The following is a 21,829-nucleotide window of genomic DNA, read 5'->3' as shown; positions in this document are numbered from 1 at the left end:
CCTACTCGCCAATGGTGATGGTGCAGGTGGTACCGGCGATCAGCGTCACGTCCGCCGGTACATCCAGCAGTTTGATCCGTACCGGCACCCGCTGGGCCAGCCGCACCCAGGGCACGTTGGGTTTGACGTCGATCAGCAAGCCGTTGCCGCCATCAACGCTCTGATCGTGGATGGCGCGCCCTATGCTCTCCACCTCGCCGCGCAACCGCTGCTCACCGCTGTAGAGGACCACCTCGGCCGGTTTGCCCGGCGCTATGTGGCCAAGCTTGGTCTCTTCAAAGTACCCCTGCACATAGAAGGAGTGAGTATCCACCAGCGCCACCAGCGGCACGCCGGCGCTGGCATAGTTGCCGACCCGGGTCTGCAGGTTGGTGATGTAGCCATCGCTCGCCGCATGCACCCGGGTCTTGGCCAGCGACCACTCCGCCTTCTCCAGATTGGCCTGTGCCACCTGATAGGCCGCCTGCATCGCCTGGGCATTGAGACGCGCCTCATCCATCGTCTCGGCGGAGATGACGCTGCGCGACAGGCCGCTGCGGCGGTTCGCCTCATGCTCCGCCTTGTCGAGATCCGATTTCGCCTTGGCCAGCGCCGCCCGGGCATTATCTAGGGCGATCCGGTAGGGCTCGGGGTCGAGCGTAAAGATCTCCTCCCCCGCCTTCACCAGCTGGTTGTCCTTCACCGCTATCTTGATGATCTTGCCCGACACCTCGGGGGTAATGCTGACCAGTTCGGCGCGCACCTTGCCATCCCGCGTCCAGGGCCCCTGCATGTAGTAGTTCCACAGCCACCAGCCCGCCGCCAGCGCCAGCGCGCAGACCAGCAGGGTGGAGAAGTATTTGAGGGTCGCGAGAGGTGATTTAGCCATGTAACAGCATCCATAGAGCGCCGCTGACGGCGAGGATAAAGAGGGAGAGATCCATCAACAAAGGGTGCCAGACATCCCCGCCATAGAGCCAGTCACGCAGCAGATGGTGCACCGGCAGCCAGCAGAGCAGGCCGAGCAGCACAGCCTTGAACAGCGGCGGAAAGTAGAGAGAGGCGCCCAGTACCAGATCCGGCAGCGCAGAAGGAGTTGTCACAAACGTGCTCCCTGTTGGCAGTGAAGTTCAGAAGAGTCAGGCCATCCCCTGCCCCGGGCGAGGCAAAGTGAACAGGCCGCTAAAGATTAACACTGCCCCGCAGGGCGCAACAGGAACATATGAGCCCCTTTTGTTCAAGCCTGTCGATCCGCTGGGTGATGCACACCATCGCGCGTCGGCACCTCCCCCAGCTCGAACGGGTTGACCCCTTCGAGACAGGCGAGGTTGTAGCCATACTCGGCCGGGTTGGAGCGGCGCTGATGGTGGGTATAGATGCCGCAGATACTGCAGAAGTAGTGTTTGGCGGTGCGGGTATTGAACTGGTAGCAGCGCAGCACCGCCTCCCCTTGCAGAATGCGAATGCCGGACAGCGGCACCGAGGCGACGATGGCCCCCCGGCGTCGGCAAAGCGAGCAGTCACAGCGGCGCGGATCCACCACGCCATCCGGCAGGGTCAGCTCCAGCACCACGGCGCCGCAGTGACAGCTGGCCTTGTGCCGCTCTTGAATCGGGGTATTGCCGATACGCTTGATCATCCTGCCTCCTTGCAGACGGGTTCACGCTCCGAGCGAATCAATCAAATAGGGTATCGCGCCGCCCCAGCTGCAAGTGCTCATGGAGGGTGCGCAACTGGGAGGCCACGACCCGATGGCGGGAGAGCGGGGGCAAATTGTCGATGGAGAAATAACCCGCCCCTTTGGTTTCATCGGTTTCGCCCAGCAGCTGACCGCCGGTCACCTCGCACAGGAAGAAGGCCTTGTGGGCGTGAGGCAGCTGGGGCGGATGAGGGTGTTTTAGCTTGTCGAACAGGGCCAGCAGCTGCACCGGCCGACACGCAAGGCCGGTTTCCTCCACTACTTCACGCACCACGGCATCCGCCGGCGAGTCGCCGATATCGCACCAGCCACCGGGCAGAGTCCAGCAACCATCGCTGCGCTCCTGAACCAGCAGGATATGACCCGCATCGTTTTGAATGAAGGCCCGCACATCGAGCTTGGGGGTGGGATAACCGTTATCGAGGGCAATCCAGTCGCTGATGGCTTCCGGCGCCAGCTCGCTCTGGCTGGCGATAAGGGCCACTGTGGCCGCTCGCAGCGCCTCGAAACGGCCGATATCGAAGGGATCGTTGGAGTAGGTGAGGCCCGCTTGCGCCGTGGCCAGTGCCTGTTCCAGAAAGGCGGCCAACGGCGGTTGCATGATTAAAGCCCGAGGAAACGGATAATCTGGGCGGGGTAGCGCTCGAACGCCACGAAGGCGTGGTTGCCGCCGCACTCCAGCGAGAGACGGGCGAAGCGGTACTCGTCCAACGCCTTGCGGTAGTCGAGCACCTCGTCCTCCTGCTGCTGCAGCACCCAGAGCCGATCGGGGGCTGTCACAGGTACCGCCAGCGCCCGCAGCTCGTCCATATGTTCAGGCAGCAGCTGATACTGCTCGTCTGTGTAGGGGTTGGTCTGAGGGCCGAGGTAGTCGCAGAGCAGCTCGTGGGGGCGCACCGCCGGATTGATCAGTGCAGCGCGGCAGCCGTAGCGTTCGCTGACCCGGGTCGCCATAAAGCCGCCGAGGGAGCTACCCACGGCGCCGAGCTTGAATTCACTGCCATAGCGGCTCTGCAGATTGGCGATGGTCTGCTCGATGGCCGCCCAAGCCGCCGCTGGCGTATTGGGCTGGGCCGGGATCACCACCTCGATATCGGGTCTGTGTTCTGCCACCCAGGCAGCCATCTGCTGCGCCTTGGCGGAGCCTGGTGAGGAGTTGAAACCGTGCAGGTAGAGGAGAACGGGCTTCATAGCGACTCCTCAATAACCGGTGGCATTGGGGTCGGGCACAAACTGCCCCACCGGCAGACGCCACACCTGGCTGGCGATACGACCATCAGGGTAGAGGGTGAGATAGCGCCAGCCCGGGCCGGACTCGTCCAGCGCGAAGCCATCAGAGAGCGGTTTGAACTGGATGCAGGTGGATGGGCTGGCGATCAGCCGCACGCCGCGGTGCACCTCGTCAAACTCCTGATGGACGTGGCCAAACAAAATGGTCTTCTGCTGCGGATGACGGGCCAGCACGGCAAACAGATCGTCGGCATTCTTGAGATTGTGCTGATCCAGCCAGGCACAGCCCACCGGCACCGCCTGATGGTGCAGGGCGATGAGGGCGTGGCGATCCGGATACTGACGCAGGGCGCGGTCGAGCGCCTCCAGCTGGTGATCGCCAATCATGCCGTGGGGTTTGCCACGCACCTGGGTGTCGAGCAGGATCACCTGCCAGTGGTCACCGACCAGCTGCTTGGATTCGCTGATCCCGGCGGCATGGAGCTGCTCGGTCATCAGGGGACTGTCATCGTGGTTGCCGGGCAGCCAGTAAATGGGGCGACCAAGAGGCGCCATCATGGAGGCGAAGCGCTGATAGGACTCCGGGCTGTGATCCTGCGACAGGTCGCCGGTCGCCAGAATCACCTCGTAGGGATGGTCGTTGGCCTGCACCCGCTCCAGCACCGCAGCCAGACTCTCGGCGGTGCGCACAGCCAGCAGCCGACCCTCGGCACTGGCAAAAAGATGGGTATCAGTAATTTGCAACAGGCGCACACTGCCGTCCTGCGCCTGGGGGAGCTCTGTTTCCAAAATCACGCTTCTTTATATTTGTTCAACTGGAGATATTGATCGGGCTGGTACCATGTCTGAGACAAAATTTTAGCCACTCGGCCAGAAACAGATTTACCTGCTCCTTTTCATCCCGCTGGTGCATCTTTTTATTGGGATAATCATAACGTGGTTGCAAACGGGAAATCTGTTGCGCTGCACACACTTCCGCCATCCGCACATCATGATACAAACGAATCTCTATTTGAACCTGTAAATATTCGGGCAATTCGGGGTTGTGCTGACTCAAAAGAACCTGAGTTGTGAAGCGGCTCTCACCACAAATGGTGAGCTGGAACTGCAGGTCATTGCCGACCCGATAGCGGCGCTCGGCTCCCACCTCCCCCTCCGGAGGCAGCAGCTTCATCAGCGCCATATAGTTGACCTCGCAAGTTCTCTGCAAAGACATCAAATCCGGCACATAACGTTTGGTCCGGGATTGAACTAACGGCATCGCAAAGCTCCATCAATCAACACCCGTGAGTAGTTCACCTCGCAGGTACGCTGCAAGGACATCAGGTCAGGCACATAGCGCCTACTCTGTTGCAGGGTCAGCGCCACCTCAGCGATCCGCCAGCCAGCGGGCTCGCAGCTCGCCATGGTTGAGGGCCAGCCACTGCAGGGCGATGACCGAGGCGGCGTTGTCGATGCGCCCCTCTTTGAGCCAGGCATAGGCCTGCTCGCGGCTCACCACGTGCACCCGGATATCCTCGCCTTCATCAGCCAGACCGTGCAGACCACTCGCCTTGCAGGCATCCACCTCACCCACATAAACCTCGATCCGCTCGGTGCTGCCGCCCGGGCTCACCAGATAGCTGATGGCATGTTCGCAGCGGGCAACCTCGATCCCGGCCTCTTCCACCGCTTCGCGGCGCACCACCTCTTCAGCAATCTCGCCTGGGTCTATGATGCCGGCCACCAGCTCCAGCAGCCAGGGGGTGGAACAGGTCTCCATGGCACCGATACGAAACTGCTCCACCAGCACTATCTGGTCGCGCACCGGATCGTAGGGAAGCAACGCGGCGGCATGGCCCCGCTCGAACAGCTCGCGGACGATGGGCTGATTCCAGCCACCTGCAAATAACCTGTGCTGCAGGCGATAGACGTTCACCTTGAAAAAGCCGTTATATCCAGCTGATTTTTCAATGATTTTCACATCATCAGCGGCATAGTGCCGATCTTGCGGCAAGGGTTGCTGCGACATCCGGGACTCCCGTCGGCTTGACTTGAACCAGTTTGACCATAAAATCCGAGGAACATGAATGAACATTCATTCACTCGGCGTGCCATGGTAATGAGGGGTGGATTTTAGCAGCCACAGACCATTTGGCTAGGCACGCGGGGAGAAAACTGCCGCTGGTTCTTGACGTTCCCGTTACCGGACCGAAGACTCTTAGCATTAAATTTTGCTTATAGTAGAGTGATTAAGCTGCAATCAAGCTTGGTTGATGACAATATTTGCCCTCTCCAGCAACCGTTTTGGGTTACTACATAAGGTTAAAACGATCTATGAAAAGAACACTTTTGTCCGTCATGGTGTTGCTGGGCGTCAGTGCCGGTGCCCACGCCGAAAACCTGCTCGATATCTACCAGCAAGCCCAGATCAAAGATCCACAGTTGCTGCAATCCAAAGCGGTTCGCGACCAGGCCTTCGAGAAGATCAACGAATCTCGCGCTGCGCTCTTGCCACAGCTCAACCTGGGTGCCGGTCTGAACTACCTGCAGAACAAGAATGATACCCAGAGCAATACCAACGCCAAGGGTGAGGTGACGTTGTCTCAATCCCTCTATCGTCGCAGCAACTGGGTCAATCTGGATCTGACCGAGAAGGGCGCTACCCAGTCCGATGTTGCCTACAACCTCGAAGTGCAGAACCTGATGGTGCGCAGCGCCACCGCCTATTTCAACGTGCTCAAGGCGATGGATACTCTGGAGTTCGTCCGTGCCAACAAGGTTGCCGTGGAGCGTCAGCTGGAACAAACCCAGCAGCGTTTTGAGGTGGGTCTGACCGCCATCACCGACGTCCATGAAGCCGAGGCCTCCCGCGACCAGGCGCTGGCTGACGAAATCAATGCCGAGAACACACTGGACAACAGCTACGAAGCCCTGCGCGAGCTGACCGGCGTTGATCACCGCAATCTGGACATCCTCAATACCGAGCGCTTCAGCCCGCAGAAGACCGCTTTCGGTTCTGACAAGTGGCTGGAGCTGGCGCTGGACAAGAACCTGCAACTGCACAATGCCCGCATCGCCAAGGACATCGCCAAAGAGCAGATCGATCTGGCCAAGACCGGCCACGAACCGACTCTGGATCTGGGTGCCGGCCTGCAAACCAGCAATACCGATTACAAGCTGGATAGCATTCAGAGCGGTGGCAATGACAATCAGGCCAATATCGGTCTGACCTTCAAGTTGCCTCTCTACAGCGGCGGCGCCACCACTTCCCAAGTGAAGCAGGCCCAGTTCAACTACGTGGCAGCCAGCGAGCTGCTGGAGAAGAACTTCCGCTCGGTACAGAGCACTGTGCGCTCCTCCTATAACAACGTGAACGCCAGCATCGGCTCGGTACGCGCCTACAGCCAGTCCGTAGTCTCCGCCGACAGCGCCCTTAAGGCGACCGAGGCCGGTTACGAGGTGGGAACCCGCACCATCGTCGACGTACTTGACTCCACCCGCAAGCTCTACGAAGCGAAGCAGAAGCTCTCCGAGGCCCGTTACAACTACATCCTCAACATCCTGAGCCTGAAACAGGCTGCCGGTGTGCTGGAAGCGCAGGATCTGGTGGAAGTAAACCAGGGTCTGATGCCTGCCACCGCAAAAGCCAAGACCAAAGCCTGATAGCCGATATCGGGAATGAAAAAGGCGACCTTGTGGTCGCCTTTTTGTTATCCGTATTTCTGTCGGCTTGATCCTGCCGATAGTCAGCCCCGCCAGATTACGGGACCAGCAGAGCGTTAGCCGCGCTCGCGGATAGTCTTGATGATGTCGGTGGTGGAGCAGCCATCCTCGAAGTTGAGGACGCGCACCTCGCCACCGTTGGCGGTCACTTCGGTGTAACCGGCGATATCTTCCGGCTTGTAGTCGCCGCCTTTGACCAGCAGATCCGGCAGGATCTCGGCAATCAGGCGCTGCGGGGTATCCTCGGAGAAGGGCACAACCCAGTCCACGGCACCCAGCGCGGCCAGTACGGCCATGCGACGCTCGGTCGGGTTGACTGGACGACCCGGCCCTTTCAGACGGCGCACCGACTCGTCGGTATTGACCGCCACGATCAGACGATCCCCCAACTTTCCGGCGTTGGCCAGATAGGAAACATGACCGGCGTGCAGGATGTCGAAGCAGCCGTTGGTCATCACCACTTTCTCGCCGCGCAGACGGGCGGCGCTGACAGCCACTTTCAGCTGAGCTTCGGACATCACGCCAAAGCCGGTCTCCTGCTCGGAGTAGAGTGCGTTGGCCAGCTCGACCGGGCTCACGGTAGAGGTACCCAGTTTGCCGACCACGATACCGGCGGCGGTGTTGGCCAGCGCACAGGCTTCATCCAGGCTCTTGCCAGCGGCCAGCGAGGTAGCCAGAGTGGAAATCACGGTATCACCGGCACCGGTCACATCATAAACCTCGTGGGCCTGAGCCGGCAGGTGCAGCTCCGGCTGGCCTTCGCGGATCAGGGTCATGCCGTTCTCGGAACGGGTGACCAGCAGGGCATCCAGCTCGAAGCGCTTGACCAGATCCAGCCCCTTGGCAACCAGCTCTTCTTCACTCTTCACCTTGCCCACCACGGCCTCGAACTCGGACATGTTGGGGGTCAGCAGGGTGGCGCCGCGGTACTTCTCGAAGTCGGTTCCCTTGGGATCGACCAGCACCGGGATGCCGGCAGCGCGAGCGCGCTGGATCATGCCGGGTACGTCGTTGAGGGCGCCCTTGCCGTAGTCGGAGAGGATCATCACGTCGCTGTGCGGCAGCGCCTGCTCGACCTTGCCCATCAGCAGGGTGGAGTCCACATCGTGGAAGGCCTCTTCAAAGTCCAGACGCAGCAGCTGCTGGTTGCGCGACAGCACGCGCAGCTTGGTGATGGTCGGGTAGTCGGCCAGACGAACGAAGTCACAGGCGACCTTGACGCCAGCCATCTGGCCAGCCAGGGCATCGGCGGCCTCATCCTGACCGGTCAGCCCCAGCAGCACAGCGTGGGCGCCCAGCGCGGCGGAGTTGAGCGCCACGTTGGCGGCACCGCCCGGACGCTCCTCAATGTGTTCAACCTTGACCACGGGCACCGGTGCCTCGGGCGAGATCCGGCCGGTGGGGCCATGCCAGTAACGGTCCAACATGACATCGCCTACGACCAGAACGCGGGCTTTTTCAAACTCGGGCAGGGTGATCTTCATCTGTATCGACTCTCAAAACCTGAAAAATCAGTCGCCGATTTTATCACACTCTTTTATTTGAGGGAGAAAAAGCAAACCTGTGGTTTCCATTAAGAACGCGGAAGGAAACCCATAGTTACCCTTCGTGCCACACGGACAAGACACAAGCAGCCCCTCTGACCAGCAGATAGCCATTCGCCCCCGCCCCCCCTTTTCGGCTAGAATCCCCCGATTGTTTTCGCAAGCAAAGAGATTCTCCATGGCCCATGACAACGCTCCCCGCCTCGAGCCCCGCCTGTTTCATCCCCGTTACTGGGCCAGCTGGTTTGGCCTCGGCCTGCTCTGGCTGCTGACTCTGCTGCCGTGGCGCAGCCAGATGTGGCTGGGTCGCCAGCTCGGTCATCTCGCCGCCAAAGTGCTCAAATCACGAGTGAAGATTGCCCGCCGCAATCTGGAGCTGGCGATGCCGGAGCTGACACTGGCCGAGCGCGAGAAGTTGCTCAGGCAAAACTTCGAGAGCGTGGGCTGCGCCGTGTTCGAGGTGGGTATCGCATGGTTCTGGCCGGACTGGCGGATGCGCAACCTGATGAAGGTGGAAGGGGAAGAGCATGTCATCGCTGCGATGGAAAAGGGACAGGGCATGCTGCTGCTCTCCTGCCACTTCCTGACGCTTGAACTCAACGCCCGCTGTTTCGGTCTGGTACGGCCAGGGGTCGGCGTCTATCGCCCCAACACCAACCCGGTGCTGGAGTATGCCCAGTATCACGGTCGCTGCGCCTCCAACAAATATCTGGTGGACCGGATGGACGTGAAGGGGATGATCAAGGCGCTGCGCAACGGTGACGCCCTCTGGTACGCGCCGGATCACGACTACGGCTCCCACGCCAGTGTGTTCGTGCCCTACTTCGCCGTAGAGCAGGCGGCGACCATCACCGGCACCGCCACTCTGGCGCGGGTGAAGAACACCGTCACCCTGCCCTGCTACAACATCCGCACCAGCGAGGGTTACACCCTGCATATCGGGGCGCCGCTCGCCGACTACCCCAGCGGGGATGACATGGTCGATGCCGCCCGCGCCAACCGCGAGATTGAAGCCGCCGTGCGCAAGGCGCCGGAGCAGTACATGTGGCTCCATCGCCGCTTCAAGACCCGCCCCTCCCCCGAGGATGCCAGCTTCTACTAAGCGGCAGCGCCCGACAGGGGCCTGATCGCCAAAACCGACAAACCGCCTGCTGGCGGTTTGTTTTTATCTGCTGCCTGCCCTGTGCGGCAAGCAAGATCCCTCAGCGTCAACCGCACCATAACCTCCTGCACTACCTCCTGCAATCTGCCGACCATCTCCATCAACCAGCCACAAAAGAGCCCTCATCACTGCCTGCAAAAACTGAAAGCGGGTTACAAATCTATTGATTCATTGGTGAGTAGAGAGAGATTTCGATAGATCCATCGTCACTACCTGCTGATGAGTTATTGAGTGATTTGCCCCATTCGAATACAAAAACAAGATTTGTGACGCAAATCACCATTACCAAGAAGCAGCACAAAACAACTTGAGTGATATGCGTCACATAAAATGGTCATTAAAAACAGAGAAGATCGAAATGTAGCCGAATTACAGCATGTGAATGTGATCGGGGTCACTGGTTGTGGCGGGTGTATGGCGGGGTATCTGAGAGGTAGATCACAAGACACCCCGTTTTCAGCCTAATTTGATCGCAAGCTGGTAGATTGAAGTTGCTTAGACGACAGGGATGGAGGTTCGGCAAAACCGGCCATCCCGAACTACCACTTTTAATCAAACAGGCTTAAAACGGGGTCCCGACATGTTATCACCGGATACCAAAGTCAAGATACAGAATTTTGGACGCTTCCTGTCCAATATGGTCATGCCCAACATAGGCGCCTTTATCGCCTGGGGCTTTATTACCGCCCTCTTTATCCCCACCGGCTGGCTGCCCAATGAAACCTTGGCCAAGCTGGTCGGCCCCATGATCACCTACTTGCTGCCGCTGCTGATTGGCTACACCGGCGGCAAGCTGATGGGCGGTGATCGTGGCGGCGTGGTCGGTGCCATCACCACCATGGGCGTCATCGTGGGGACCGACATCCCGATGTTCATGGGTGCCATGATGGTCGGCCCGCTCGGTGGCTGGGCCATCAAGCGTTTCGACAAAGCGATGGAAGGTCGCGTCAAGAGCGGCTTCGAGATGCTGGTCAACAACTTCTCCGCCGGTCTTATCGGCATGCTGCTGGCGATCCTCGCCTTCTTCGTGATCGGCCCCTTCGTCAAGGTCCTCTCCGGCGTACTGGCTGGTGGCGTCGGATTCCTGGTGGATAACCACATGCTGCCGCTCACCTCCATCTTTGTCGAACCGGCCAAGATCCTGTTCCTCAACAACGCTATCAACCACGGCATCTTCTCGCCGCTGGGGATCCAGCAGGCGACCGAGCACGGCAGCTCTATCTTCTTCCTGATTGAAGCAAACCCGGGCCCGGGCATGGGCGTACTGCTGGCCTACATGGTGTTCGGTCGTGGCGCCGCCAAGCAGTCCGCTGCAGGTGCCTCCATCATTCACTTCTTCGGCGGCATCCACGAGATCTACTTCCCGTACGTGCTGATGAACCCGCGCCTCATTCTGGCGGTGATCGCCGGCGGCATGACCGGGGTCTTTACCCTGACCCTGTTCAATGCCGGTCTGGTCTCCCCTGCCTCACCGGGTTCCATTTTCGCCGTGCTGCTGATGACACCGAAAGCCTCCCTGATCGGGGTCGCCCTCTCCATCATCAGCGCGACTCTGGTCTCCTTCCTGGTCGCCGCCGTGTTCGTCCGCGCCCAGCAGCCGGAAGCTGACGAGGCCGATGCCCTCGGTGAAGCCACCCGCAAGATGAAAGCCATGAAGGGCGGCAAGCCCGAAACCGCAGCGGCCAAGAAGCCGGGCGGTGAACTGATGGCAGTGCGCAATATCGTGGTCGCCTGCGATGCGGGCATGGGTTCCAGCGCCATGGGCGCCGGCATGCTGCGCAAGCGGGTACAGGCCGCTGGCCTCGATATCAGCGTCACCAACCGCGCCATCGATCAGCTCGACGATCAGGTGGACTGGGTTATCACCCACAAGGATTTGACCGAGCGGGCCCGTCGCCATGCGCCGCATGCCCACCATATTTCACTAACCAACTTCCTCGACAACGGCCTCTATCAGGAGCTGGTACAGAGTCTGACTCAAGCCGCCAACGACGATGTCGCCAACCCGCAGCTGCTGGTGGCCGCCAACGACGACAGCTACGAACCGCAAGCGGCCGAAGTGTTCACCCTGAGCCGTCATGACGTGCATCTGGGACTGAAAGCGGACAACAAGGAGGCCGCCATCCTGACCGCAGGCCGACTGCTGGCGGAACGCGGCTACGTAGCTCCCGACTACGTCAACGCCATGCTGGAGCGTGAACAGCTGGTCTCCACCTACCTCGGCGAATCCATCGCCGTGCCCCACGGCACCATCGCCGCCAAAGAGTTTGTGAAACGTACCGGCATCGTCATCTGCCAGTACCCGGCCGGGGTCGCCTTTGGCGAAGCCGCCGATGAGGTGGCGCGGCTGGTGATCGGTATCGCCGCTCGCAACGACGAACACATGCAGGTAATAACCCGCCTGACCAATGCACTGGATGAACCCGGTCTCATCGACCGGCTGGCCAGCACCACGGATCCCCAGGCCTTCCTGGATCTGCTGGGTGCCGAACAGGCTGCGTAATCATCTTTCATCGTCTTTGGTTCAAGAGGTTAATATCATGAAAACATTGCATTTTGGTGCTGGTAACATCGGTCGCGGCTTTATCGGTAAAGTACTGGCGGATGCCAGCCATCAGGTCACCTTCGCCGACGTCAACGACACCCTGATCGACCAACTCAACCACCGTCAGGAGTACAAGGTCCATGTGGTGGGAGCGGATCAGAAACTGGACGTGGTACGCAACGTGGCGGCGGTGAGCTCCGCCGGTCACGAGGTGATCGCCCGTATCATCACCGCCGATCTGGTCACCACCGCTGTCGGCCCCAACATTCTGGACAAGATTGCCAGCACCCTGGCCAAGGGGCTGCAGGCCCGCTTCGATGCCGGCAACCTGACACCGCTCAACGTCATCGCCTGCGAAAACATGGTGCGCGGCACCAGCCACCTCAAGCAGGAGGTACTCAAGTACCTGCCGGTCGCGTATCATGCCACGCTCGAATCCTGCATCGGCTTCGTCGACTCGGCGGTGGATCGCATCGTGCCGCCCGCCGCGGCTGCCAACGATGACCCGCTGGAAGTGACGGTCGAGAGCTTCAGCGAGTGGATCGTCGACCAGACCCAGTTCAAGGGGGAGCTGCCACAGGTGGCGGGCATGGAGCCCACCGACAACCTGATGGCCTTCGTCGAACGCAAGCTGTTCACCCTCAACACCGGCCATATCGTCACCGCCTATCTCGGCAAGCTGAGGGGCTATCGCACCGTGCGCGAGGCAATCGAGGATCCGGTGATCCGCAGCAAGGTACGCCGCGCCATGGAGGAGAGCGGTGCCGTGCTGGTAAAACGCTATGGCTTCGACCCGCGCCTGCACGCCGCCTATATCGAGAAGATCCTGGCCCGCTTCGCCAACCCCTATCTGGTGGACGAGATTGACCGGGTCGGCCGTCAGCCACTGCGCAAGCTGGCGGCGGGGGATCGACTGGTGAAGCCGCTGCTCGGCACCCTGGAGTACGGCCTGCCCAACGAGCAGTTGCAGGAGGGGATCGCCGCGGCGCTCCACTATCGCAATGCCGATGATCCGCAGGCAGTGGAGCTGCAACAGCTGCTGGCGGAGCTTGGCCCGGCCAAAGCGTTGGCCCGCGTCACCGGACTGGATGCAGAGAGCGAAATCGTCCGCACCATAGTGGCTCGTTACGAGACCTTGTAATACCCTGCTGGCGGCGCATGACCGGATGCTCCAATTGATTGAATCGCAAGGAAATGCGCCCCATATGATAAAAACCGGGAGAGAGGCTGACTCTCTCCCTGTCAGCTGGACCCAATGCACCTATGACCACACACCAGGAAGATGAAGTACTGGAACGACTGAACGAGCAGGATGGCCCCCGCGGCTTCTTTCTCGAAGCCGTGACCATCCTGGAAGAAGCGGTCGACTCCCTGATGCGACGCGCGTTCCGTCAGGAGGAGTATGCCGTCAAATACGCCATCGAACCCCTGCTCAACCAGAGCGGCCCCCTCGGCCAGCTGGAGGTGCGCCTCAAGCTCATCTTCGCCCTCGGCCTCATCTCCCTCGAGCGCTATCAGGATCTGGAAGCCTATCTGAAGATCCGCGACTTTCTGGTACGCGACCCCAAGGATTACCGCTTCAGCGACAAGCCGATCCGCGATCTGCTCGACCGCCTGCACGGGGTCAATCAGGGCGGCATGATGAAGCTGGAGCCCCCCGCCAGCGAAGAGGATTGGGCCTTCTACCAGATGCAGCTCAACCGGCTCGATCAGATGGTGCGCTCCGCACTGGTACTGGCGCTGGCCGACTGTGTCGGCGAGCTCCACAAGGAGAGCCCCATCTAATCAGGCCCCGAGGCCACACCATCACCACGGTTGGCGTCTGGCTGGCGTCCTTCACACCACCGCCAGCCACCATGACGCCGACTGTCGCACATCTCCCCATCCTGGCCCCGATGGACGTTCCTTCGGGTGTCAATCTGACCAACTTAGCCACTACACTAGCTCCATACTCACTGCCTGAATCGAGGTCTGCATGATTGCCCTCTCTCTGGCCGGGATCGCCCTGGTCTCCGTGCTGGCCCAATGGCTTGCCTGGTCGCTGCGGGTGCCCGCCATCCTGTTTCTGCTGCTCACCGGCCTGACTCTGGGGCCGATCAGCGGCCTGCTCGACCCCGATGTCCTGCTCGGGGATCTGCTGTTTCCACTGGTCTCCCTGTCGGTAGCCATCATCCTGTTCGAGGGGGCGCTGACCCTCCATCTGGCCGAGCTCAAGGGGATCGGCAAGGTGGTACGCAATCTCTGCTCCACCGGCATGCTGGTCAGTTTCGCCGTCATCGGCAGCGCCGGTTACTTCCTGCTGGGGCTGGACTGGCGGGTCGCCACCATGCTCGGCGCGGTACTGGTGGTAACGGGTCCAACGGTGATCGCCCCCATGCTCAACGTGATCCGCCCCACCCGGGAGGTGGACCGCATCCTGCGCTGGGAGGGAATCGTCATCGACCCCATCGGCGCCCTGTTTGCGGTGCTGGTGTTCGAGGCGGTGCGCCTCGGCAGTCAAGGGGATCTCATCAGCCATACCCTGCTGGCGCTGGGCAAGACAGTGCTGGTCGGTTCCCTGATCGGGGTGGTGGCAGGCTGGCTAACCACCCTGCTCATTCGCAAGGACTGGCTACCGGTCAGCCTGCACAAATTCGGGGTGCTGGCGCTGGTGCTGGTCACCTTCAGCCTCTCCAACTGGCTGAGCCACGAATCGGGCCTGCTGGCGGTGACCGTGTTCGGCATCTGGCTCGCCAATCAGGAGGGGCTGGATCTGGAGGAGGTGCTGGCGTTCAAGGAAGATCTCGCGGTCATCCTTATCTCCAGTCTGTTTATCCTGCTGGCGGCCCGCCTCGATCTGGCCCAGCTCTGGCAACTCGGCCCCATGGTGCTGGCACTGCTCTGCGTGGTGCAGTTCGTGGCGCGCCCGCTCTGCATTCTGGTCTCGACCTGGGGCTCGGATCTCTCCTGGCGAGCTCGCGCCCTGCTGAGCTGGATCGCCCCGCGGGGCATAGTCGCGGCGGCAGTCAGCGCCTCGTTTGCCATCAGCCTGCATCAGGCAGAGATCCCCGATGCCGACAAGCTGGTGCCGCTGGTATTTGCGGTGATCATCTCCACCGTGGTGTTGCAGAGCCTTACCTCGGCTCCGCTGGCCAGCCTGCTCAAGATGCGCCAGAGCGCCCCCAACACCTGGCTCATCATCGGTGCCAACTCGGTGGCACGGGCCATCGGCAAGGCGCTGGCGGATCAGGGGGTGCCGGTGCAACTCTGCGATCCCGCCTGGGAGTTCTGCAAACAGGCTCGGATGAGCAACCTGCCCTGCTACTTCGGCAACCCCCAGTCGGAACATGCCGAGCTGCACCTGCCGCTCACCAGCATCAGTACCGTGCTGGCGCTCTCCCCCAATCGCCACAACAACGCCCTCGGGGTATTGCACTTTGCCCACCTCTACGGCGAGGAGCAGGTCTACTCCCTGCGATCCAGCGAGCAGCACGGCAAGGCCAACCGGGAGAGCGCCACCTTCCGCGCCCGCCAGAACCTGTTTGGCCCCGACATCAACTATGCCAGGCTGAGCGGCCTGCTGAGCCGGGGGGGCCAGATCAAGGCGACCCGCCTGAGCGAGGCGTTCGACTGGGCCCAGTATCAGACTGCCAATCCCGGCGCCATCCCGCTGTTCATCATGGATGGCAAGAGCAAACCCCAGATCGTCACCGGCCCCGTCACCCCGCAGGCGGGTGAGCTGCTGATCGCCCTGCAACCACCCAGAGAGCAGGGCGCCGAATGAACGAAGCCAACCACAACCCGCTGATCGCCCCGCTGCTCGCGCTGCTGCAACGGGCCGATGGCAGCTACAAGGTGCACGAGCTGATGGCGGCACTGCGCCAGCAGGGGGCAATTCCGGTACTGGCCGACGATGAGCAGATCCAGCTGTTTCGACTCAACTTCCTGATCATGAACGCCCTCTACCAGCTGCAGGCCGAGCTTTATGAAGAGGGTTGGTGGCTGGTGATAAGCACGCTGGATATCCGGCTCGAACCGCTGGCCGAGACCCCGGATGCCAGCCACGCCTTTGCCCTCAGCGAAAATCTGCGTAGTTACTACCTCGACTGGCAGGTGTTCTGGCAGACCGGCCGGGAGGAGGTGGAGGCGCTGCTTGCAAGCTTCTGGCACGCCTGCGATGGAGCAGGTCAACGAGAGGAGGCGCTGGCCCTGTTCGGGCTGGCGATGGATGCCACGCCGGAGGCCATCCGCCGCCGCTGGCGAGAGCTTGCCCTTGCGCATCACCCGGATCGGGGTGGCGATGCCGAGACCTTTATTCGTATCCGCTGGGGCTGGGAGTGCCTGCGCGGATGATCCGGTTGCCGCCCGCAGGGTGACAGGCATAGACTGGAAACGGATATCCCCTCACAGGAGAGCATCATGACTGTCAGTGAACTCCGTAAGCTCTATCAGCAACATATCCTGCAAGAAGCCGAAATCCTCCACGACGTTGCCATTCCCGGCTGGCTCATCGAATTTCGCGACAAAAAGGGCACCCTGTATGAACTGACCGATACCCTCGGCTGCCCGGTCAGCTTCGGCACGGTCGATCAGGCGCGGGAACATGTGCATCTGGTTGCGGACTGCCCGGTGCAGGTGGAGCACCTCTATCGCTTCTTCGAACGCTAACCCCTTCCATCGTGAAAAAGGCTCCCGAGGGAGCCTTTTTCAGTTCAGGTTGCTTCTATTCCGGTTGCAGCGGTTCCGCTACCTTGCCCTCCAGCTTTCTGACCGGCTTTTGCAGGATCAGGTTGGCCGGATAGGTGACCAGATCACCGTTATCATCGCGCACCCGCACATAGAAGAGGCCAATCTCGGTGATGACGCCGGTGACCGAATCATCCTTGTCGAGGATGCGGATCCGGTCGCCAATCTTGTAGGGAAAGGCGAAGAAGATGGTGATGCTGGCGGTGATGTTGGAGAGGATCGACCACTGCGCCACCATGGCCACGCCCAATACCGCGAAGAAGGAGGAGGCGAGCACCACCAGCCGCGAGAAGTCGAGCCCCCACACCCCGGCCAGTATCAGCAGGGTGGCGCAGCCGAGCAGGAAGTGGAAAACGTGGGCCACGTAAATGACCCGGTTCTCGCTTACCTGCCGGCTCTGGCCAAGGGCCATCAGGCTCTTGTGGATGAGTCGTCGGATCAGGGTGTGACCCAGCAACAGCAGCAGGGTCAAACCGATGGATTGCCACATGATTCGCTCCTCCCTACCACCAGCGTCGATGTTTGAGCCAGAACGCCAGCCCTACCGCCATCACCACCAGGGATCCGCAGAACACCCAGAAGGCGGTCGGGCTCTCGGCCCCCGGCATTCCCCCCAGGTTGATGCCAAACAGGCCGGTCAGGAAGCTGGCGGGCAGAAACAGCAGCGCCATCACCGACATCTGATAGGCACGGCGGTTGGTCGCCTCTGCCATCAGGTTGTTGATCTCGTCCGCCAGCACGGCGGTACGCGCCACCCCGGCATCGAGGTCGTCGAGCCAGCGCCGCAAGCGGTCAGCGATGTCGAGCAGACGACGGCGGTCATCCTCGTCCAGCCAGCTGATCTTCTCGTTGGCCAAGCGCGCCACCAGATCCCGCTGGGGCGAGAGGTAGCGGCGGATCATGATGAGCTGCTTGCGGATCAGCGCCAGTCGGCCATTGGCCGGCATGTCGCGCATCAGCACCATCTCTTCCAGTTCGAGGATCTGGTCGTGCAGCTCCTCGACAAATTCGCCGGCGCGATCGGTCAGGGCATCGCAGATCTCCACCAGCCAGTCGGCCGGACTATCTGCGCCGCCACCCAGCTTGAGCTGGTTGAAGACATCCTGTTCGGAGAGCAGCGGCCGGCGCCGGCTGCTGATGATGAGATCCGGGGTGATGTAGATGCGCAGTGCCACCATCTCTTCGGGTCTGTGGTCCTTGTTGCGGTTGATGCCGCGCAGGATCAGCAGCACTGTCTCCCCCATCCGGACCAGCTTGGGTCGATTACTCTGGCCGAGCAGCGACTCTTTTGCAGCCTCGTTGAGTAGCGGCGTCTGCAGCAGCCAGCGTGCCGCCTCAGGATTGCCGTAGTCCAGATGCAGCCAGCCAGGCTGCTGATCCGGAATCTCGCTTCCCGCCGCCAGCGGCGTCATGCCGCCCTTGCCATCCAGGGTCAGGGCATAAATTACATCACTGGGCACCCGATCCATCTCGTCTCCTTCTCGTGTCACATGCAGCCCCCAGCTTACACGAAAGGCGGGGCCGACTCAGCCCCGAGCCAGCCTCAGGGGGATTGTGCTACCATGCGCGCTGCCATTTTGTCGCCCGTTTGACTACAGGAAACCATGCCATGCCTATCTGGGTTGATGCCGATGCCTGCCCCATTCCGGTCAAGGAGATCCTCTACCGCGCCGCCCACCGCTCTCAGGTGGTCACCACCCTGGTGGCCAATCAGGGACTGCGGGTGCCCCCCTCGCCTTTCATCAAAACCCAGCAGGTGGAGAAGGGATTCGATGTGGCAGATCATGTCATCGCCCAGCAGGTCAAACCCGGCGATCTGGTGATCACCGGCGACATTCCCCTCGCCTCCTGGGTGATCGATGCCGGTGGCGAGGCGCTTAATCCCCGCGGCGAGATATACACCCGCGAAACCATCAAGGCGCGCCTTGGCATGCGCAACTTTATGGAAGAGCTGCGTTCGGCCGGGGTGCAGACCGGTGGCCCAGCCCCCTTCAACGCCGCCGACAAGCAGCGTTTTGCCAATGCCCTCGACAAGTGGCTGGTCAAGGGCAAGCTGGAATAAACAGCGCCCCGGTGCAAGCCGGGGAAAATATCGTCCCCCTCTTAACGTTGTCTTAAGTCTTGCCGCCTAACCTTGTCGCTGTTGCAACATCAACCGCAAGGAGCAAGCAATGAAACTGACCCCCCTGTTGTTACTGATCCCCCTGTTGAGCGGCGCAGCCCTGGCCGATCCCCAATGTACCCAGACCGACAAGAGCAAATGGCTGAGCGAGGCCGATGCCCAGCAGCAGATCAAGGCGATGGGCTACGACATCAAGAAGTTCAAGGTCACCAAGACCAACTGCTACGAGATCTACGGCTGGGACAAGGAGAAGCGCAAAGTCGAAATCTACTTTGATCCGACCGACTTGAAGAAAGTGAAGGAAGAGATCGACGAATAGCGTAGTGACGGGCCGCGCTGGCGGCCCCTCCATGGAGTCTTGCCATGACAACCTCATCTGAAGTGAAAGTGTGGGATCCCCTCATCCGGCTGTTTCACTGGGCCACCGTCACCCTCTGCCTGCTCAACTTCTTCGTGCTGGAAGAGGGGAGCAAGCCCCACCGCTACGTCGGTTATACCCTGGCCCTCCTGCTGCTAGTGAGAGTGGTATGGGGCTTTGCCGGCTCCTACTACGCCCGCTTCGGCCAGTGGTGGCCGACCCCGGGCAAGGTGCGAAGCTACCTCCAGCAACTGCAAAAAGGCCGTCATCCCTACTATCTGGGCCACAACCCGATGGGAGCCCTGATGATCTGGCTGCTGATCCTGCTACTGGTAAGTACCATAACCACCGGCTGGCTCACCACCTGGGATGCCTTCTGGGGTGAAGATTGGCTGGAAGAGCTGCACGGCACCATCGCCAACACCTTGCTGGCAGCCGTCGGCGTCCACGCCGCCGTAGTGATCCTGACCGACCGACTCACTCGCAGCGACCTGCTGCGCGCCATGATAGTGGGCAAAAAACGGGTGCCTGCCGACGCCAGAGTGGAAGACCCGCGCAACGATTGAGCGGGTCGACCCGCCAGCCCCGCTTTTTTGCTGCAACGGGCTACAACACTGGTAAGATGCGCCGCCATTTTCCCATGTTGTAGCCACCATGACCGCCCAAGGGCACCTGCTCTTCTCCGTTACCTGTACCCTGATTGCCCACAAACTGCAGCTGACACCGGCCCTAGCCGATGCCAGCCTGTGGCAGAGCATCCCGATCGCGCTGGCCAGCGCCCTGCTGCCGGATCTCGACCACCCCAAATCGCTGCTGGGGCAGCAACTGCCGTGGATCTCCAAGCCCCTGTCGCGCCTCTTTGGCCATCGCGGCTTCACCCACAGTCTGTTAGCGGTCGCAGCCGCCATCTGGGGGCTCAACCAGCAGCTGCCGCCCGATACCCTGCCGCTCGGGGTCAAGGATGCCCTGATCGTCGGCTATCTCAGTCATCTGCTGGGGGACTGGCTCACCCCGGCGGGCATTCCGCTCTTCTGGCCCATCAAGCGCCGCTACCGCCTGCCGGGCTGGCCGCTCAAAAGCGGTGGCACCATCGAGACCGGCTTTTGCACCCTCACCCTGCTGGTCGCGGGCTGGTGGTGTGGCTGGCACCTGTAAGCCAGAAACAAAAAAGGCCCCTGACCGAAGTCAGGGGCCTAAACAGTGGCAAGTGCCACTAGAGGATCAGAGCATGATGCCTGCGATAACTGCGGAGAGCAGGCTGACCAGCGTAGAACCGTATACCAGCTTCAGACCGAAGCGGGAGACCATGTTGCCCTTCTCTTCGTTCAGCGCTTTTACCGCACCGGCGATGATGCCGATGGAGCTGAAGTTGGCGAAGGAGACCATGAAGATGGAGAGGATGCCGACGGTACGCGGAGAGAGCTCGGCAGCAACCTTGCCCAGATCCATCATGGCCACGAACTCGTTGGTTACCAGCTTGGTCGCCATGATGGAGCCGGCTTGCAGCGCTTCACCACTCGGGATACCCAGGATCCAGGCGATCGGGTAGAAGAGGTAGCCCATGACGAACTGGAAGTTGACGCCAAACGCCATCTCGAACAGGTAGTTGACCAGCGCGATCAGGGCGATGAAACCGACCAGCATGGCAGCCACGATAACGGCGACAGAGAAACCGGCCATGATGTACTCACCCAGCATCTCGAAGAAGTTCTCTTTCTTCGGAGTGTGGTGCTCGTCACCCTCGGCAATGGCCTTGATGTCGGTCACGGAGTTATCCGGCTCGTAGGGGTTGATCAGAGAGAGCACAACGAAGGTGCTGAACATGTTGAGCACCAGCGCGGCGACCACGTAGCGCGGCTCGATCAGCTGCATGTAGGCGCCGACGATGGACATGGAAACGGTAGACATCGCCGTCGCAGCCAGGGTGTACATCTGCTTCTCGTTCAGATGCGGCAGGATGTTCTTGAGTGCGATGAAGTTCTCGGACTGACCGACGATCATCGAGCTGACGGCGTTGAAGGACTCCAGCTTGCCCATGCCGTTGATCTTGGCCAGCACGGTACCGATGCCACGGATCACCAGCGGCAGCAGACGGATGTACTGCAGAATACCGATCAGCACGGAGATGAAGACGATAGGCATCAGCACCATCAGGAAGAAGGAGAAGGCCCCTTCATTGAGCAAGCCGCCGAACACGAAATCGGTACCCTGTTTGGCAAACTCCATCAACTTGGTGAAGCCGGCCGCGAAGCCCCCCACCACCGCCAGACCCACTTCGGAGTTCAGCATGAACCAAGCCAAAGCTATTTCAGCCACCAGCAGTTGGCCGATATAACGCAGCTTGATCTGTTTCCAGTTGTGGCGGTTAGCCAGCAGAGAGAGAGCAAGGACCATCACCAGCCCGAGCACAAAGTGAACGTATTCCATACCAGTAGCACCTGAGTAAATTGTATTTTTTGACGGCGCCATCATAGACATTTGCATATTTAAAAATCAGATAGCCATCACAATCCTGCTCAATAATATGCATGCTAGATAATACAAACGTTTTTAAATTAATTAAGCAATAAAACCATATTAATCACGCAACATCACCACCAACAAACTTCATATAAAACATAATGATAGAAAATAAGTTGGTGTAAGAGGCAATAGCGACCGATATTTTCATATCATTTTCATAACAGCCGGTTAATTGCTCTACCCCCATTTGTGTCGTTTTTTCACCCGATAATTTAATCAACCCAAGCGAAAAACGTT

24 protein-coding genes are annotated in these 21,829 nt (G+C 60.4%); 12 read left to right on the top strand and 12 right to left on the bottom strand.

The genetic code is table 11. The annotated features are described in order from the left end of the window. Position 1: 1 nt before the first annotated feature. The 8 genes from LG31_RS0102965 to nudF all read right to left on the bottom strand — a co-directional run bounded on the left by LG31_RS0102965 (position 2) and on the right by nudF (position 4,919). Positions 2-868, bottom strand: coding sequence for an efflux RND transporter periplasmic adaptor subunit (locus tag LG31_RS0102965; RefSeq protein ID WP_005343109.1), 867 nt, complete (start codon positions 866-868; stop codon positions 2-4). Next, positions 861-1,103 (bottom strand): DUF1656 domain-containing protein, encoded by a 243-nt coding sequence (locus tag LG31_RS0102960; protein ID WP_033113020.1) that lies wholly within the window; start codon positions 1,101-1,103, stop codon positions 861-863. Before LG31_RS0102960 ends, LG31_RS0102965 begins: the two co-directional genes overlap by 8 nt. A gap of 113 nt (positions 1,104-1,216) precedes the next feature. Then, a complete protein-coding gene (locus LG31_RS0102955; RefSeq protein WP_033113019.1) occupies positions 1,217-1,618 on the bottom strand; it encodes a GFA family protein in 402 nt (133 codons plus the stop codon). A gap of 37 nt (positions 1,619-1,655) precedes the next feature. Beyond that, positions 1,656-2,279 carry an NUDIX hydrolase gene (locus LG31_RS0102950; RefSeq protein ID WP_033113018.1) on the bottom strand — a complete coding sequence of 208 codons (624 nt, stop codon included), beginning with the start codon at positions 2,277-2,279 and terminating at the stop codon, positions 1,656-1,658. Positions 2,280-2,281: 2 nt separating this feature from the next. Beyond that, the gene (locus tag LG31_RS0102945) at positions 2,282-2,869 is read right to left on the bottom strand and encodes a YqiA/YcfP family alpha/beta fold hydrolase (protein WP_033113017.1); all 588 of its coding nucleotides are present in this window, start codon (positions 2,867-2,869) and stop codon (positions 2,282-2,284) included. A 9-nt stretch (positions 2,870-2,878) separates the two neighbouring features. Beyond that, positions 2,879-3,697 carry a 3',5'-cyclic-AMP phosphodiesterase gene (gene cpdA, locus LG31_RS0102940; protein ID WP_033113016.1) on the bottom strand — a complete coding sequence of 273 codons (819 nt, stop codon included), beginning with the start codon at positions 3,695-3,697 and terminating at the stop codon, positions 2,879-2,881. Between the two features lie 22 nt (positions 3,698-3,719). Continuing rightward, positions 3,720-4,169 carry a DUF1249 domain-containing protein gene (locus LG31_RS0102935; protein ID WP_033113015.1) on the bottom strand — a complete coding sequence of 150 codons (450 nt, stop codon included), beginning with the start codon at positions 4,167-4,169 and terminating at the stop codon, positions 3,720-3,722. 108 nt (positions 4,170-4,277) lie between these two features. Beyond that, entirely contained in the window at positions 4,278-4,919 is a 642-nt protein-coding gene (gene nudF / locus LG31_RS0102930; RefSeq protein ID WP_033113014.1) for an ADP-ribose diphosphatase, read from the bottom strand. Between the two features lie 305 nt (positions 4,920-5,224). Between nudF and tolC the strand changes: the two genes are divergently transcribed. Then, positions 5,225-6,553 (top strand): outer membrane channel protein TolC, encoded by a 1,329-nt coding sequence (gene tolC, locus LG31_RS0102925; RefSeq protein ID WP_033113013.1) that lies wholly within the window; start codon positions 5,225-5,227, stop codon positions 6,551-6,553. 116 nt (positions 6,554-6,669) lie between these two features. On the opposite strand, the gene hldE is transcribed toward tolC, so the two are convergent. Beyond that, on the bottom strand, positions 6,670-8,097 hold the full coding sequence (gene hldE, locus LG31_RS0102920) for a bifunctional D-glycero-beta-D-manno-heptose-7-phosphate kinase/D-glycero-beta-D-manno-heptose 1-phosphate adenylyltransferase HldE (RefSeq protein WP_033113012.1): 1,428 nt from the start codon (positions 8,095-8,097) through the stop codon (positions 6,670-6,672). A gap of 238 nt (positions 8,098-8,335) precedes the next feature. Here hldE and lpxL point away from each other — a divergent pair, with 238 nt between their 5' ends. The 7 genes from lpxL (at position 8,336) to LG31_RS0102885 (ending at position 16,511) form a co-directional block, all read left to right on the top strand. Further along, on the top strand, positions 8,336-9,259 hold the full coding sequence (gene lpxL / locus LG31_RS0102915) for an LpxL/LpxP family Kdo(2)-lipid IV(A) lauroyl/palmitoleoyl acyltransferase (RefSeq protein WP_033113011.1): 924 nt from the start codon (positions 8,336-8,338) through the stop codon (positions 9,257-9,259). 640 nt (positions 9,260-9,899) lie between these two features. After that, entirely contained in the window at positions 9,900-11,822 is a 1,923-nt protein-coding gene (locus LG31_RS0102910) for a PTS mannitol transporter subunit IICBA (RefSeq protein ID WP_033113010.1), read from the top strand. A 37-nt stretch (positions 11,823-11,859) separates the two neighbouring features. Continuing rightward, entirely contained in the window at positions 11,860-13,005 is a 1,146-nt protein-coding gene (locus LG31_RS0102905; protein WP_033113009.1) for a mannitol-1-phosphate 5-dehydrogenase, read from the top strand. A gap of 122 nt (positions 13,006-13,127) precedes the next feature. Next, the gene (locus LG31_RS0102900; protein WP_005354914.1) at positions 13,128-13,649 is read left to right on the top strand and encodes an MltR family transcriptional regulator; all 522 of its coding nucleotides are present in this window, start codon (positions 13,128-13,130) and stop codon (positions 13,647-13,649) included. A gap of 190 nt (positions 13,650-13,839) precedes the next feature. After that, entirely contained in the window at positions 13,840-15,627 is a 1,788-nt protein-coding gene (locus tag LG31_RS0102895) for a cation:proton antiporter (protein ID WP_033113008.1), read from the top strand. Further along, positions 15,624-16,196, top strand: a complete 573-nt coding sequence (locus LG31_RS0102890; protein ID WP_033113007.1) for a DNA-J related domain-containing protein — start codon at positions 15,624-15,626, stop codon at positions 16,194-16,196. Before LG31_RS0102895 ends, LG31_RS0102890 begins: the two co-directional genes overlap by 4 nt. Before the next feature lie 66 nt (positions 16,197-16,262). Continuing rightward, positions 16,263-16,511 (top strand): hypothetical protein, encoded by a 249-nt coding sequence (locus LG31_RS0102885; RefSeq protein WP_033113006.1) that lies wholly within the window; start codon positions 16,263-16,265, stop codon positions 16,509-16,511. Positions 16,512-16,566: 55 nt separating this feature from the next. Here LG31_RS0102885 and LG31_RS0102880 read toward each other — a convergent pair whose 3' ends face one another. Together LG31_RS0102880 and zntB are read right to left on the bottom strand one after the other, a co-directional pair. Beyond that, positions 16,567-17,079, bottom strand: coding sequence for a mechanosensitive ion channel domain-containing protein (locus LG31_RS0102880; protein ID WP_033113005.1), 513 nt, complete (start codon positions 17,077-17,079; stop codon positions 16,567-16,569). Positions 17,080-17,092: 13 nt separating this feature from the next. Then, on the bottom strand, positions 17,093-18,058 hold the full coding sequence (zntB, locus tag LG31_RS0102875) for a zinc transporter ZntB (RefSeq protein WP_161785963.1): 966 nt from the start codon (positions 18,056-18,058) through the stop codon (positions 17,093-17,095). A 140-nt stretch (positions 18,059-18,198) separates the two neighbouring features. Between zntB and LG31_RS0102870 the strand changes: the two genes are divergently transcribed. From LG31_RS0102870 to LG31_RS0102855, 4 genes are all read left to right on the top strand, one after another. Next, the gene (locus LG31_RS0102870) at positions 18,199-18,651 is read left to right on the top strand and encodes a YaiI/YqxD family protein (RefSeq protein WP_033113003.1); all 453 of its coding nucleotides are present in this window, start codon (positions 18,199-18,201) and stop codon (positions 18,649-18,651) included. Positions 18,652-18,760: 109 nt separating this feature from the next. Continuing rightward, positions 18,761-19,030, top strand: coding sequence for a PepSY domain-containing protein (locus LG31_RS0102865; RefSeq protein ID WP_033113002.1), 270 nt, complete (start codon positions 18,761-18,763; stop codon positions 19,028-19,030). Positions 19,031-19,074: 44 nt separating this feature from the next. After that, positions 19,075-19,635, top strand: a complete 561-nt coding sequence (locus LG31_RS0102860) for a cytochrome b/b6 domain-containing protein (RefSeq protein ID WP_033113001.1) — start codon at positions 19,075-19,077, stop codon at positions 19,633-19,635. Positions 19,636-19,723: 88 nt separating this feature from the next. Next, positions 19,724-20,224, top strand: a complete 501-nt coding sequence (locus LG31_RS0102855) for a metal-dependent hydrolase (RefSeq protein ID WP_033113000.1) — start codon at positions 19,724-19,726, stop codon at positions 20,222-20,224. Between the two features lie 66 nt (positions 20,225-20,290). Here the strand turns inward: LG31_RS0102855 and LG31_RS0102850 are convergent, their stop codons facing one another. Further along, complete coding sequence (locus tag LG31_RS0102850) at positions 20,291-21,496, bottom strand: NupC/NupG family nucleoside CNT transporter (RefSeq protein ID WP_033112999.1); 1,206 nt, start codon at positions 21,494-21,496, stop codon at positions 20,291-20,293. Positions 21,497-21,829 lie beyond the last annotated feature (333 nt).

It is taken from the genome of Aeromonas lacus, assembly GCF_000764665.1.
Classification (GTDB): domain Bacteria; phylum Pseudomonadota; class Gammaproteobacteria; order Enterobacterales; family Aeromonadaceae; genus Aeromonas; species Aeromonas lacus.
The sequence above is the reverse complement of the archived record's forward strand: the minus strand, read 5'-3'. Positions and strand labels throughout refer to the sequence as shown.

Excerpts from the sequence above, each read along its gene's own strand:
- LG31_RS0102965 (WP_005343109.1), bottom strand. The coding sequence starts at position 868 with ATGGCTAAATCACCTCTCGCGACCCTCAAATACTTCTCCACCCTGCTG.
- LG31_RS0102955 (WP_033113019.1), bottom strand. The coding sequence starts at position 1,618 with ATGATCAAGCGTATCGGCAATACCCCGATTCAAGAGCGGCACAAGGCC.
- LG31_RS0102950 (WP_033113018.1), bottom strand. The coding sequence starts at position 2,279 with ATGCAACCGCCGTTGGCCGCCTTTCTGGAACAGGCACTGGCCACGGCG.
- LG31_RS0102945 (WP_033113017.1), bottom strand. The coding sequence starts at position 2,869 with ATGAAGCCCGTTCTCCTCTACCTGCACGGTTTCAACTCCTCACCAGGC.
- LG31_RS0102935 (WP_033113015.1), bottom strand. The coding sequence starts at position 4,169 with ATGCCGTTAGTTCAATCCCGGACCAAACGTTATGTGCCGGATTTGATG.
- nudF (WP_033113014.1), bottom strand. The coding sequence starts at position 4,919 with ATGTCGCAGCAACCCTTGCCGCAAGATCGGCACTATGCCGCTGATGAT.
- tolC (WP_033113013.1), top strand. The coding sequence starts at position 5,225 with ATGAAAAGAACACTTTTGTCCGTCATGGTGTTGCTGGGCGTCAGTGCC.
- hldE (WP_033113012.1), bottom strand. The coding sequence starts at position 8,097 with ATGAAGATCACCCTGCCCGAGTTTGAAAAAGCCCGCGTTCTGGTCGTA.
- lpxL (WP_033113011.1), top strand. The coding sequence starts at position 8,336 with ATGGCCCATGACAACGCTCCCCGCCTCGAGCCCCGCCTGTTTCATCCC.
- LG31_RS0102910 (WP_033113010.1), top strand. The coding sequence starts at position 9,900 with ATGTTATCACCGGATACCAAAGTCAAGATACAGAATTTTGGACGCTTC.
- LG31_RS0102905 (WP_033113009.1), top strand. The coding sequence starts at position 11,860 with ATGAAAACATTGCATTTTGGTGCTGGTAACATCGGTCGCGGCTTTATC.
- LG31_RS0102900 (WP_005354914.1), top strand. The coding sequence starts at position 13,128 with ATGACCACACACCAGGAAGATGAAGTACTGGAACGACTGAACGAGCAG.
- LG31_RS0102895 (WP_033113008.1), top strand. The coding sequence starts at position 13,840 with ATGATTGCCCTCTCTCTGGCCGGGATCGCCCTGGTCTCCGTGCTGGCC.
- LG31_RS0102890 (WP_033113007.1), top strand. The coding sequence starts at position 15,624 with ATGAACGAAGCCAACCACAACCCGCTGATCGCCCCGCTGCTCGCGCTG.
- LG31_RS0102885 (WP_033113006.1), top strand. The coding sequence starts at position 16,263 with ATGACTGTCAGTGAACTCCGTAAGCTCTATCAGCAACATATCCTGCAA.
- LG31_RS0102880 (WP_033113005.1), bottom strand. The coding sequence starts at position 17,079 with ATGTGGCAATCCATCGGTTTGACCCTGCTGCTGTTGCTGGGTCACACC.
- zntB (WP_161785963.1), bottom strand. The coding sequence starts at position 18,058 with ATGGATCGGGTGCCCAGTGATGTAATTTATGCCCTGACCCTGGATGGC.
- LG31_RS0102870 (WP_033113003.1), top strand. The coding sequence starts at position 18,199 with ATGCCTATCTGGGTTGATGCCGATGCCTGCCCCATTCCGGTCAAGGAG.
- LG31_RS0102865 (WP_033113002.1), top strand. The coding sequence starts at position 18,761 with ATGAAACTGACCCCCCTGTTGTTACTGATCCCCCTGTTGAGCGGCGCA.
- LG31_RS0102860 (WP_033113001.1), top strand. The coding sequence starts at position 19,075 with ATGACAACCTCATCTGAAGTGAAAGTGTGGGATCCCCTCATCCGGCTG.
- LG31_RS0102855 (WP_033113000.1), top strand. The coding sequence starts at position 19,724 with ATGACCGCCCAAGGGCACCTGCTCTTCTCCGTTACCTGTACCCTGATT.
- LG31_RS0102850 (WP_033112999.1), bottom strand. The coding sequence starts at position 21,496 with ATGGAATACGTTCACTTTGTGCTCGGGCTGGTGATGGTCCTTGCTCTC.